The sequence below is a fragment of the Pedobacter nyackensis genome, from assembly GCF_032678475.1.
GTDB lineage: Bacteria > Bacteroidota > Bacteroidia > Sphingobacteriales > Sphingobacteriaceae > Pedobacter > Pedobacter nyackensis_A.
Map to the genome: position 1 here is coordinate 32,227 of NZ_JAVTSF010000011.1, position 12,974 is coordinate 45,200.

General features: G+C 35.1%; 10 protein-coding genes. 5 read left to right on the forward strand and 5 right to left on the reverse strand.

Annotation, left to right across the window (positions count from 1 at the left end; genetic code table 11):
- Nucleotides 1-316: 316 nt before the first annotated feature.
- Nucleotides 317-1,048 (reverse strand): DUF4468 domain-containing protein, encoded by a 732-nt coding sequence (locus tag R2Q84_RS24550; protein ID WP_316819256.1) that lies wholly within the window; start codon nt 1,046-1,048, stop codon nt 317-319.
- Between the two features lie 441 nt (nt 1,049-1,489).
- Nucleotides 1,490-1,720, reverse strand: coding sequence for a helix-turn-helix transcriptional regulator (locus R2Q84_RS24555; RefSeq protein ID WP_316819257.1), 231 nt, complete (start codon nt 1,718-1,720; stop codon nt 1,490-1,492).
- A 958-nt stretch (nt 1,721-2,678) separates the two neighbouring features.
- Between R2Q84_RS24555 and R2Q84_RS24560 the strand changes: the two genes are divergently transcribed.
- From R2Q84_RS24560 to R2Q84_RS24580, 5 genes are all read left to right on the forward strand, one after another.
- Entirely contained in the window at nt 2,679-3,266 is a 588-nt protein-coding gene (locus tag R2Q84_RS24560) for an RNA polymerase sigma-70 factor (protein ID WP_316819258.1), read from the forward strand.
- A gap of 112 nt (nt 3,267-3,378) precedes the next feature.
- Entirely contained in the window at nt 3,379-4,491 is a 1,113-nt protein-coding gene (locus R2Q84_RS24565; RefSeq protein WP_316819259.1) for a FecR family protein, read from the forward strand.
- Between the two features lie 309 nt (nt 4,492-4,800).
- Nucleotides 4,801-8,238, forward strand: coding sequence for a SusC/RagA family TonB-linked outer membrane protein (locus R2Q84_RS24570; protein WP_316819260.1), 3,438 nt, complete (start codon nt 4,801-4,803; stop codon nt 8,236-8,238).
- A gap of 10 nt (nt 8,239-8,248) precedes the next feature.
- Nucleotides 8,249-9,664 carry a RagB/SusD family nutrient uptake outer membrane protein gene (locus tag R2Q84_RS24575; protein WP_316819261.1) on the forward strand — a complete coding sequence of 472 codons (1,416 nt, stop codon included), beginning with the start codon at nt 8,249-8,251 and terminating at the stop codon, nt 9,662-9,664.
- A gap of 15 nt (nt 9,665-9,679) precedes the next feature.
- On the forward strand, nt 9,680-11,179 hold the full coding sequence (locus R2Q84_RS24580; RefSeq protein ID WP_316819262.1) for a TlpA family protein disulfide reductase: 1,500 nt from the start codon (nt 9,680-9,682) through the stop codon (nt 11,177-11,179).
- A 137-nt stretch (nt 11,180-11,316) separates the two neighbouring features.
- On the opposite strand, the gene R2Q84_RS24585 is transcribed toward R2Q84_RS24580, so the two are convergent.
- From R2Q84_RS24585 to R2Q84_RS24595, 3 genes are all read right to left on the reverse strand, one after another.
- Complete coding sequence (locus tag R2Q84_RS24585; RefSeq protein ID WP_316819263.1) at nt 11,317-11,628, reverse strand: hypothetical protein; 312 nt, start codon at nt 11,626-11,628, stop codon at nt 11,317-11,319.
- 87 nt (nt 11,629-11,715) lie between these two features.
- Complete coding sequence (locus R2Q84_RS24590) at nt 11,716-12,168, reverse strand: MauE/DoxX family redox-associated membrane protein (protein WP_316819264.1); 453 nt, start codon at nt 12,166-12,168, stop codon at nt 11,716-11,718.
- Between the two features lie 278 nt (nt 12,169-12,446).
- Nucleotides 12,447-12,932, reverse strand: a complete 486-nt coding sequence (locus R2Q84_RS24595) for a hypothetical protein (protein ID WP_316819265.1) — start codon at nt 12,930-12,932, stop codon at nt 12,447-12,449.
- Between the last annotated feature and the right edge of the window lie 42 nt (nt 12,933-12,974).

The window sequence follows — 12,974 nt, forward strand, 5'->3', positions numbered from 1 at the left end:
CATTGGAGATGAAAGCGTTATTGAGAAATAAAGTTAATTGATACAATATATAGATAAAATTTTAATGGTTATGTATCAATGATATGACTGAAGGTTTTTGGGTTGACGGTTCGAACCCGGATGACACGAATTGATGTCCTTTTAGAAAGCTATTCTCGGTTCATATTAAATTCACCGGCAAGAAATAGAGTGAGGTTAATATGAACCGAGAATGGCAGGTGCCTCCAGCCCCAGTAAGTTCCGCTAAAGAGTAGTAAACATTTTCAGATGGAGCAACCAGGTCTGATAGCTTAGATCCTTTTATGATAGTTGTTGCTTAGAAATCGTCTGAAATTTTCATTGATTTATTAAGACTTGCGTTTATTTCGTCCGTTTTTTTTCCAAATCCTTTTAATATAAAATCCAGGAAAGAGATTGTCTCATTATTCGCCGCTATCCATGCGGTTCTTTTTTTTACTTCTTTCGCACCTGATTTTGATCCCACGTCCTGCAAACTAATTGCTTCCTGATCATCTTTTACTCTTGCTAAATATTTGTTTTTAGCAGAAAGTATATTGTCAATATTCCAAGCTGCCTCGTTTTTAAAATCACGAACAGATAGATCTTTAATACACTGAAGTTCTTTCATCATGCTCTCTAGTTGTGTTGCTGGTAAATTATTTACCTCTACCGATCTATCTATCCCTATGGCAGATGTGAAGTTGGACAAGATTGTCCGGTATTTTTTATCTCTACAGTCTATTTTAACGTTCATTATCACTTTGATCTTAGAGTATTCATTTATCCCTGCCGTTCCTGACGGAAGATAAGACTCCACTTTTAAAATTATCGTGCCGTTATCCTTGTCTTCAGATAAAATCTTTTTTTGATAATCGGTTGAGACAGAATTTGCCCAAGCGGTTGCGCTTGACCAAAGGGAATTCTTATTGTTGTTTGATTCTGTTACTGACTCAGTTTTCGTGCCTATGGCTCCTGAGTAATCGTTTTCCTGAGCAAAGGCGCAGATTGATAGCGATATTGTTAAAAGCGTTAAAATTGATTTTTTCATTGTTTGTTTTGTTTAAGGTTCGTTAATTATTCTTACTATATTGACAATTGTCTGTATATCATCAAGTTATTAGGTGAAGCCTTTATCCCTTGTTTTGTCAGGATTGAACGAGCTAAGATGAATAAAACCATCTTCTACTTGTTGATCTATTATAGTTTTACATGTTTATCCCATATTTTCAGTGAAAATAACAAAGGCTCTTCAACTTTGCAAGTTCTTCAACACTTATCAATTTGATATTACACATACACCAGAAGTATTTAACTGAGGCAGATTTGCTCGGAATTATCGCTTTTTTGAGTCCCCTGTAGATAAAAAAATGCTGAGAAAACGCTTCTGGTTATTCAGGAGTCGATGCTTGCAGGTCAGGAGTGGGCTAAACAAATAGGTGAAAAGGTAGCTGGTAAACTTAAACACAAAGGATATTTGAAAGAATAGATCTTAATCAAAATCCAGAATTTCTGATGCTTGAACATCTAAAGCTGTCCCAATTGCTTTGACTATACTAATGGTTGCATTGGTTTCTGCTCTCTCTATTCGGCCAATTTGCCTAACTTCAAGTTCACATAATTCTGCGAGCTTCTCTTGAGTAATTCCTTTTTCTTTTCGAATTTCAACTATTCGCTTTCCAACCTTGATTAAATACTCCTGATCTCTATAGTTTTTTATCACCCAACTAAGGTGAGAATAGAATAAAAAAAATATTAGGACATATGTGTCTTATTGAAGAATATTTGTTATATTTGTTTTAAGCTAATTGATTACGAAATAATCAATTAATATATTTACTTAAGAGTCTTGCGCAAAAACCGCCAGTATGACCGCGAGAGCTTGAGTGATTTGCCCATACCTAAGGTATATTGTATCTTTACGATATATAAAATATATTTACGGTTGGGCTTCACTTTAGTCTTCTGTGGTCAACTTGGATTCTCGTGTAGAATCTAAGGGGTTCCTGGTGGTACCTTGCGCAGAAGCAGTGAAGCCCAATCTTTTTTCAGCTTCCTTTTCTTAAAGGCTCATATTATCAAGTAACCAACTTAAAGTAATATGAAACTGACCCAATTTCCTTACCACGAAATTAATGATGAGTCTACACTTGCTATTCGTGGACCAGACTAATGTATAACATCAAACACTAACTGAACAAAAATATTCAAATGGCTTTTCTCACAGCCGTAACAGCAGTAGTGGATGGTGTAAGCGCTTACGCCATCACGTTGCTTAATAAAAAATGCTGGTTAACATAGCTTGTTTAGGTAGAATTTATAGCTGAACTAAAATGAACAGAGTTCAAAACGGGCTTATTCATTCTATAGCTTATCAGAATTTTAGACCTACAATTCAAAAATTTTATTTTTTTTCAAATAATTCAATTACTCGAAATCCGTTTCATGGTATTTTTCGTACGCGTCAGGATTAGAGGCTGTATCTTTATTTTTGATGTCACAGAGGCAGTTTTTATTTATTTGGTATATGTGTTTAAGCGTTGTTGTCATTAAAATTAGATGTAGTGAATAGTTGTTCAGTGTCAATTTAAAAAGAACAGAATGAATGAGATTTAAATGTTTAAACATGAATAAAAATCAAGTAATTGCAGTACCAATTGGACGTCTAATTCGGTTAGAATATGGGATTAAAAGCTGAATATAAGGGCCTTGCTGACAATCAACTTATTTTGCTATTAAGTAAGGATGATGAACATGCATTTGCAGAAATATTAGATCGGTATTATATCTTGCTATTTTCATTTGCGTATAGGCGTTTAGATGATAAAGAACTTGCAAGAGACTTAATTCACGATGCTTTCACCGCGATTTGGGAAAAGCGGGCAACACTGGTCATTACTGGCGTTGTGGAAGCTTATTTAGTTCAGATAGTTAAGAACCGGGTATTAAATCATTTTAAACATCAGAAGGTTTCAAAAAAATATATTGAGAATTTTGGTAAATATCTTAACGATCCTCAAAATAATACCGATCACCTGGTTCGCCATAACGATCTATCAACATTGATAGAAAAAGAAATTGCTGCACTACCGGAAAAGATGAGGGTTGTATTTGAACTCAGCAGGAAACATTCTATGAACAGACAAGAAATAGCTGAGCACTTGAATATTCCTGAAAACACTGTGAAAACTAACTTACAGCGTTCATTGAAGATTTTACGGACTAAACTTCCATCAAGTAACCTCTCCAGCATATTTCCATTTCTATAGATTTATATCCGAACGAATATCTATGTCGAAAATCAATTAATTAACAATTTTTTAATTTTTTTCGAATACCAACTTAACACAATGTTGTGTAGAGGTTATAATTACTTATTAGATGAAACAACAAGATCCAGAACAATTGTTAAGCAGTTTTCAAGCCGGTGAATGTACACCGGAAGAGTTAGCTCTTGTTGAAGCTTATATTAACTATGAAGGTATAACCAACCAGGATCTTCTTGAGATAGAAGCAGACTTGATCGAATATAAAAACAAAGGGTATCTTATTCCTACAAAATATAAAATTATAGGATGGCCATTTAAAATTCTATTCATTGCTGCTGCGGTTGCAGTAGTAGCTAGTTTTTGGGCCGTTCTCTTTACGAATCCGAGCAATTTACCTACAAGTTATTCTAGTGATGTTAATCCAGGGGGAAATAAAGCTTTGTTAACTCTGGAGAACGGAAAGAAAATTCAATTAAATGATTCAAAAACCGGTGTTGTAATTGATGCCACTAAATTGAGTTACAATGACGGTACCATTATTAATAATGAGCGCCCAGGAAGAATCAAAATTACCACACCCAAAGGCGGAACTTATCAAGTTCGTTTACCAGATGGTTCAACGGTTTGGCTCAACTCAGCTTCAAGTCTAACTTATAATAAGTCTTCAATTAATGGGGTAGAAGCAAGAAGGGTTAATTTGACAGGTGAGGCCTACTTTGAAGTATCAAAAAATAAACAACTTCCATTTATCGTTACCACCAGGAAACAAGTTGTTACTGTACTTGGTACCCATTTTAACATCAGTAGTTACGAAAATCAGGCTGCGGATAAAACAACTTTACTAGAAGGCAGTGTGCGTGTTGAACTCATTGCTGATTCTGGAAAGTTAATGTCTGCCAGAACTGAAATTCTTAAACCAGGTGAACAGGCCATTACTTTAGGAAGTCAAATCCAGGTCGCTCATCCGGATCCTAAAATTGCTAGTTCATGGAAAGATGGTGAGTTCGCTTTTAGGAATGAATCCCTGGAAGATATCCTAAACGACGTTTCAAGATGGTATGACATAGAGGTTGTATATGAAGATCCTGGCCTAAAAAAGAGGCTTTTTGGAGGTATGATGTCGAAACATGAAAAGGTTTCGAAAGTATTACAAATGTTGGAACTGGCTGCAGAGGATGTGAAATTTGATATTCAGGGCAAGAAAATTATTGTTGCTAAGAAATAAGGTTAGCGCTCTCCTAAACTACTAAAACCATGGAAAGATGAAGAAAACTATACGTAGACCGACATAGCACGCGCTCAAAGGTGTAAAAGGGTCGGGAGTGCGGAAACACTCCTGACCAATGCCTGAAATATTAGATAAAAATTGTGAATTCAACTAAAACCAGACAAACAAACTTAGAAAAAATTGTCCAATAAGCGAAATCGTGCTTTTGGCGGTTGCTAAGTGACTTGTCGTAGACAAGATAAAATGAATAGAGTAAGTTTTAAACCCGACATCCCAAAGAGGCATGTCCTTAAAATCCTTTTGATAATGCGCTTAACCACGGTTATTCTTATAGCTACCCTAATGCAGGTTAACGCATCAGGCTTTGGCCAAAAGATAACGTATGTAAAAAAGAACAAGAGCCTCCTGGATCTTTTTCAGGCAATAAGAAAGCAAACGGGACACAAGATCTTTTGGGCCGAAAGTTCCATAAACGTTGCAGAAATTATTTCTGCGAATTTCCGAAAAGTTCCTTTGGAGGAAGTACTGAATAAAGCACTTTCAGGATTACCTGTAACATATGCATTTGTAGATGGGGACATTGCCATAAAAAAAAATGAGCCTTCCTTTCGTGATCAGGTTGTTGGCTTTTTTACTGCAATTGATGTGCGTGGCCGTGTGCTTGATGATAATAATGCGCCACTGGTGGGCGCGATTGTGAAAGTGAAGGGGACAACAAGGACTGTAATAACGGATAGCAAGGGGGAATTTTTATTTAGAGGAATAGATGAAAAAGCTGTACTAACCATTTCTTTTCTTGGATACGAAACCCAGGAAGTATCTGCCTCTAAAGATGTAGGTGTTATAAAAATGGTTTTGAGCAATGATGACCTGGATGAGGTGGAAATTGTGAGTACTGGTTATCAGGAAATACCAAAAGAACGTGCAACGGGTAGTTACACAACAATAGATAATAAACTGCTAAATCGAACAGTCTCCACTGACCTATTGACGCGGCTAAAAGGTGTTACAAATGGATTGCTTACGGAAGGTAATGTTACAATCCGAGGAAGAAGCACTATTTTTTCAGATGTTGCTCCGTTAATTGTAGTAGATAATTTTCCATTTGATGGAGACATAAATACTATTAACCCGGAAACAGTTGAAAATATAACAATTTTAAAGGATGCAGCAGCGGCATCTATTTGGGGGGTTAGAGCTGGAAATGGCGTGATCGTAATTACAACAAAAAAGGGAGTACTTAATCATATTCCAAGAGTCAGTTTGAAGGCTGATCTTACGATAGGAGATAAACCAGACCTATACTATGAACCCCAGCTAACTTCATCCGAGTTTATAGACGTCGAGCAATTTCTATTTGATAGCGGTGCATATACAGGTATAATTGATGATGGATATAGCGTAATCTCTCCAGTTGTAGCCACGCTGCAAAAAATAGAATTAGATCCTTCTTATTCAGCCAAGGGTAAATTAGAAATTGATGCACTAAGAAATATTGACTATAGAAAGCAACAAAACCAATACTTGTATAGGAACAGTTCTGTCCAAAGATATTATGTTGATTTATCAGGTGGCGGTACAAATCAAACCTATTATTTCTCTGGTGGTTATGATAAAAATCTACCTAACTCTGTTGCTCTTTCTGATTCAAGAATAAGTTTAAAAGGAAGCAACAGCTATAGCCTTTTAAATAACCGATTAAAGTTGAATACTGATATAACCTTTTCAAAATCCAAATTAAATACTATTAATCTTGTCTCAGCGAAGTTTTTGCCATACGAACAGTGGTCTGATGATCAAGGAAATGCATCTGCCGTGTTAGTGAGTGGTGGGTTACGAGATTCGTACACAGATGCTGCAGAAAGTGCTAAATTATTGGATTGGAAGTATCGTCCCCTTGATGAGTTGAGGAATAAATATTCAACATCAAATCGGAACTTAACAGATTACAGGATAAACTTAGGTTTGGATCTCAAAATAATTGATCCATTATCCTTTTCATTAAACTACCAGTATTATAATTCCAACTCAAAAACTGACAACCTAAATAGTTTAGAGTCATTTTCTACCAGAGATGTAATTAATCGAGTTACAGAAATTAATCAGGCATCAGGCGTAATAACCAGACCAATTCCATTAGGAGATATATACAATCCAACGTTTCAATCAAGTCAACAGAATATCGGAAGAGGCCAATTCAATTTCAATCGAATCTTTTCTAAGAAACATGAAATTTCTGCCATTGCAGGGTTTGAAATTAGAGAAAATGGTGTTAAAAATAATTCATATTATCTATATGGATATAAACCTGAAATAGAAACGAATATACCAATAGACCCAGTTAATTTATACAAGAATTACGTGACAGGGGGATTAGGTAGAATTGGACAAGTTCCCTTTCAATCATCTATTAAGGATCGATATGTATCTTGGTATGGAAATACATCTTATACCTATAAAGATACTTATACAATTTATGGTAGTTATAGAAAAGATAAATCAAATCTATTTGGGGTAAAAGCCAATCAAAAAGGTGTTCCTTTATGGTCTGCAGGAATAGCATGGAACATACACAAAGAGGATTTCTACGATGTAAAATGGTTGTCATCTGTCCAATTTAAAGCGAGTTTTGGTTATAATGGAAATGTTAACAATTCATTATCTGCATATTTAACTGCAACTCCAGCGTCAGCAGGTTCAACAAATATTTACTTAAATTCTTTATACTACGATATTCTGAATCCCCCGAATGATAATTTACGATGGGAAAGAGTTAAAAACATAAACCTTGGGCTTTACTTTTCATTAAAGAATAACATTATCTCAGGAAGTTTAGAATATTACATTAAAGATGGGATTGATTTAATTGCCAATAGCCCGCTTGCCCCACAGACAGGTGTTTCACAATTTACAGGCAATACAGCTAATACCCATGCAAAAGGGATTGATCTCCAGATAAATTCAAGAAATTTAAACGGCACCGTTCAGTGGCGAACCACTTATATTCTTAATTACAATAAGGATAAAATTACTGAGTATAAGGTAAATGTAGGAACTAACTCAAACGTAGTTTCTCCGATCACGCTTTCTCCATTGATTGGATTTCCCATCAATTCTATGTTTGCCTACAAATGGGCTGGGCTAGATGGTTCTGGGAATCCTCAAGGTTATTTAGATGGTAATATTAGTCTGGATTATACAAAGATAACTAACTCAAACGATCGTAATCAGCTTGATTTTTTTGGTTCAAGAACACCTAGAATATATGGAAGTCTTAGAAATACGTTTTCTTATAAGAAATTGGAGTTATCCTTTAACATCAGTTATAAGTTTAATTATTATTTTAGAAGACTATCCCTCAATAATTCTACAATTTATAATGCTAGCGCTGTTAATTTTCTTCAAACAGATTATAGAAACAGATGGCAAAAGCCCGGAGATGAGTCGTCCACGTCTGTTCCATCATTAGTTTATCCCGCAAATAGTATACGTACTAACTTCTATACCAATTCAGCAGTTCTAATTGAGCGAGGTGACCATATACGTCTACAGGATGTTCAAATGAATTATAGTTTCACAAAAAAGCAAAATCATAATCTTCCTTTTGGCGATGTTAATATATATATGTATGCCAGCAACTTTGGGGTATTATGGAAAGCAAATGCTCATGATTTAGACCCCGATGTTAAAGCTGGATATCCTACTCCCTTAACAATCGCACTTGGGGCAAAAGTAAACTTTTAAAATAATGCAAATGAAAAATAAAATAACAATGATACTTTGGTTAATAAATTTTGGAGTCTTACTAAACTCTGGATGTACCAAAGGTTTTTTGGATGCTAAACCTAGCAGTGGCATTTTACAACCCGTTACTTTGGATGAATTTGAAAAAATACTAGACAACTTTTTCAATATAAACAGATCGTGTGCGCTCGCTGTTTTTGCTTCCGATGAGTATCATTATAGCAGTGATGCGCGTTGGCTAGCAGCTACAACCCCAACCGCAAGGAATTCATACATATGGGCAAAGGATCTTTACGAAGGAGAGGAGTCTTTACATTGGAATGTACCTTATACTTGTATATTTTATGCCAACAATGTTTTGGAAGGCTTATCCAAAATTGAAGTTAACGGCAGTAATTCTAGTCAATATAATAGTGTGAAGGGAACAGCTCTTTTTTCCAGAGCTTTTGCATATTATGAATTGATAAGTAATTTTGCCCCAATATATGATGCTTCAACTGCTTCATCAGACTTAGGTGTGCCACTAAGATTAAAACCTTCTATTGATGAGGTTCTTCCGAGATCAACAGTTAGTCAAGTATATAGTCAAATCTTTGATGATCTTTCACAAGCATTAATTTTGCTAGGTCCATCGATTCCAGCAGGACGGAGTAGACCATCAAAGGCAGCCGTCGAGGCTTTATATTCCCGGATCTATTTGAGTATTGGTGATTATTCAAACGCTGAGAGGCATGCTGACGCTTGCCTTAAACTTTATGATAAGTTAATAGATTACAATACACTTAACAACACAAGGGTTGCTCCTTTCCCATATAACCATGATGAACAAATTTACGTAAAGGTCGCATTAAATAATGTTTCATATACAACCAGAGGAACTGCCAATGGTGCTAATACTTATATCCAAATTACTTCTGAACTAATTAATCTATACGAAGCAAATGATTTGCGAAAGTCTATTTATTATGTTCAGCAAAATGACGGGAGTTTTGACATGAAACAAGGTTATGCAGGTCCTGGTATAGCTCCTTTTACAGGACTTGCAACTGATGAGATTTACCTTATTAAAGCAGAGTGCTTGGCCCGACGTAATGAAATTACATCTTCAATGGAGAAGCTAGACCAATTAAAGCGTACCCGTTGGAGTCCAAGTATTACGTCTCCCATTAAACCTTATGAAAATATGACCGCAACAGACGCAAAAGACGCCCTGGCGAAAGTTTTATTAGAAAGAAGAAAAGAGTTGGTTTGGAGGGGGCTGAGGTGGGATGATTTAAAGCGTTTAAATAAAGAAGGCGCTGGAATTACTTTGACACGAACAGTTAATGGCCAAAATTATTCATTATCTCCAAGAAGTCCAAGATATGTATTTCCAATCCCCGATAATGAAATTAGTTTGAGTGGGATTAAACAGAATGATAGATAATTAAACTTAAACTGTATGAAATTTATAATAACAATTAGTCTGATAATACTTGTATTGTTGGATGCAAAATCTAAAAATAATTCGCTAGATACGAATAAAGTAATGATTAAAGGAGTTGTAAGCGACACCATTTTTAACTTAACGCCGGACAAAGAGATTGTTGTACACTTATGGGTTTCAGCTTTTCCTTCTAAAATAAATGTCGCTCCAACCGAGTATTACAGTGTTCAAGTGAAAAACAATGAACCCTTTACATTCAAATTTTCAGCGCCTTCAGACAGGTTTTATGTACATATTGGTTTTACGCCTAATTCTTTTCATTATTGGTCATTTTCAGATAACACCTATATTATGGACAGAGGAGATAAGATATCGTGTAGGTTATCTACTCTTGACTTTTCATTTTCTGGAATTGGAGCGGAAAAATTTAATTGTCAAAGTAAAATATATCACTGCTTGTATCTGTTTACGGCTGCCGATGCCCAATTGGTAAGAGAAGGCCGCTACCAAGAGCTTTTTGAAAATCAAGCAATTGTAAAGGATTCTTTACTAAAAGCAGCTCTTAAAGTTGTAGATGAGTTTTCTATTAAGTTAGGCAAGGAACTAACTGAGACTATGATTGCAAATTGCTTTGGCACTGTATATTATAACGGATTAAAAGGTGAACGAAGTCACGCTCAGGATAAAGAAAGAATAAACGCTGTTTTAAATAGCCGTAGTTTTAACCTTGATATGAAGCAAGTAGATACTCTTAATGCAGGTAGCTTAATTGCTTCTCCGATATACCTTGATTACTTATTTGAAAAAATAGTAATAAAAAGCATTCAGCCAATGAATGACGAAAAAATTGACAGGATTAAGTATGTTTACCGAAGTGTGAGAAACGACTTCTCTGGTATTATCAGAGAGAAAATGCTAACTCTGTTCTTTCTGAACTATGGAAAGAGAAATAATATTCTTGAGTATGCTGAAGATGCACTTACATTAATACGAGTGCCTAGTTATAGAGATATAGTAAATGATGTAATAACCTCAAGTAAGAGTGGCGACCCGTTTTTTCCTTTTGAACTGGAAGATGAAAAGGGAAATATGGTAAAGCTAAATGATTTGAATGATAAAGTGATAGTTCTTGATTTATGGTTTACAGGGTGCGTAAATTGTACATATTTATCGAAAGCAATGAAGCCTGTTTTTGAAAAATTCAAAGATAATAGTAATGTTGTCTTTATCTCTGTTTGCACTGACAAAACAAAACAGCAATGGCTTGAGAGTTTATCGAAGGGTGAGTATACGCATCCACAATCTTTAAATTTATTCGCAGGACTTGGACAGACAGAGAATAAGGGTACAGGAAATCAATTAATCAAAAGATATAATATAACTAGTTTTCCCACTGTATTTATTATAAAAAATGGAAAAATGTTTAATCCTAAACCACCTGATGCAAGACGAGATAAAGGAGCTGGAATGATTAAAAATATTGATGAAGCTTTAACAGCAACAAGGGTGTTGTGATAACACTAGTGGTTATATATTAAAGCTATCAATTGACCTCTAAGGATTTATTATTTTAATTTTTCGCCTGAATGCAGACAAATAGCAATAATTAAAAAAGAGGGTGATCATAATTTATGACACACCCTCTTTTTTAATTAGTTTAACGGACCTGCATATTCGCCAATGTGCTCAGGCACAAAGGTTCCAGGAGTAGTTGCATTAATACTGTCAATTGTTGCTTGGTTAATTGGTAGTGTATAAGTAGCTGCTTTCACTTGAATATATGAACAGGCAGCAGTTGAAAGATCACAATATAGACTTGGGTTGTATGCTACATTGATTTTTTCATATTGACCTGAACTAGTTTGTACAAGTCTATCACCAGGCAGTAATGTTTTAACATTTGTAAAAGCACTTGCGCCTAAAGCGGTAGCAACTACCACTAGGCCGAAAAATAAATTTTTCATAATTTATTGCATTAATAGTTTGATTTAAGGTTGCCATATTTCTTTAAACAGGTTACAGCTTTACCTGCGTTACGCGCGTAAAATTTTCTATTCTTTTTTGTATAGGTTAATGCCAATTAAGGCTAGAATAATAAAACTGATATTAAACCATATATGTGCTTTCCAGGATAATGATGATACAAATCCTCCGCACGTACAACTTAACTTGCTACCCGAATTAATCATGTATATAAGGTATAATGTAAATACTGTCATCAATCCCAAAGAAGCTATTAGACCAATTCTTTTGGTAAGTGGTATAAGTAATAAAGTACTGATAATAATTTCAACAGTCGGAATTAACCAGGCAATTATTGAACTGTAATTTCCTATTAATACAGATCTATGTAAAACTGTCTCAAATTCTCTATATGTCATTATTTTACTTGCAGCAGTATATATAAATAGCGCAATGAATAAATATGCAATCACATCGACTATAATTTTTTTGGTTTTATCTGATATCAATATCCTTGGCTGTTTATTTAATGTTGTTTCCATTTTACGATTTTGATCTTATGATATTTAGCATTTTTTAATTCGTTGCAAGCAGTAAAGAGTTGATCACTTCAAATTTGTAATCCATCTGTGCCAGTATACCCGCAAAATTGCGTGTGTCCGGGATTTGGTAAGTGGGTGTTCAAAGTAACCACACTCTATACTTTCTTGCAGCATTCTCAACCTATTGAGAAAATTTTTTTGGAAAAAAAGACCGGGACAAACGTCCATCAAATCTGCCCACGGCCTTTTTTAAGATTAACAACTATATTTAACATGGATCATTTGCGTTCATTAATTTTTGAGTTTAAACGTGACTGCAACACTTTGTGCCTTTCCCAGGCCAGATCCCATTCACCACTCAAAACCGCTTTGTTTCTGATGTAAATTGCTTTCTTTAAAGCATCTTCCTCGTCATCAGCAAACACCTTCGAAATAAACAGCCCATGATGGCTTTCTGCCCCTCCATAAAAGCAGATATTATGCTCTTCATTTCTACTGGTTTCTATATAGCAACTGCAGTCGCACATAAAAATATCTCTGGGCTCATTACCGGTTTGTTCCAAAGAGATATAAAAAGAGTTGCGCTGTTTATCATTGATGAGACCCGGGTTTAAGATCCCATCAATAATTTCGAGACTGCTATTACTTTTAAATCCACCTACAAACTGCTGCGCTTTTTCCATGCTATCAAAAACTGCATAGACTTCATCCATCACATCATACCTTTTAGGTTTCACGAAATAGAGTCTCTTGTCAGCGTTCATATCATTTTTACAATTAGCGTTTTGTTATATCAAATGTATGTA

Coding starts and splice junctions, on each gene's coding strand:
- R2Q84_RS24560 (WP_316819258.1), top strand. CDS start 2,679: ATGGGATTAAAAGCTGAATATAAGGGCCTTGCTGACAATCAACTTATT.
- R2Q84_RS24550 (WP_316819256.1), bottom strand. CDS start 1,048: ATGAAAAAATCAATTTTAACGCTTTTAACAATATCGCTATCAATCTGC.
- R2Q84_RS24590 (WP_316819264.1), bottom strand. CDS start 12,168: ATGGAAACAACATTAAATAAACAGCCAAGGATATTGATATCAGATAAA.
- R2Q84_RS24570 (WP_316819260.1), top strand. CDS start 4,801: ATGCGCTTAACCACGGTTATTCTTATAGCTACCCTAATGCAGGTTAAC.
- R2Q84_RS24595 (WP_316819265.1), bottom strand. CDS start 12,932: ATGAACGCTGACAAGAGACTCTATTTCGTGAAACCTAAAAGGTATGAT.
- R2Q84_RS24585 (WP_316819263.1), bottom strand. CDS start 11,628: ATGAAAAATTTATTTTTCGGCCTAGTGGTAGTTGCTACCGCTTTAGGC.
- R2Q84_RS24565 (WP_316819259.1), top strand. CDS start 3,379: ATGAAACAACAAGATCCAGAACAATTGTTAAGCAGTTTTCAAGCCGGT.
- R2Q84_RS24580 (WP_316819262.1), top strand. CDS start 9,680: ATGAAATTTATAATAACAATTAGTCTGATAATACTTGTATTGTTGGAT.
- R2Q84_RS24575 (WP_316819261.1), top strand. CDS start 8,249: ATGAAAAATAAAATAACAATGATACTTTGGTTAATAAATTTTGGAGTC.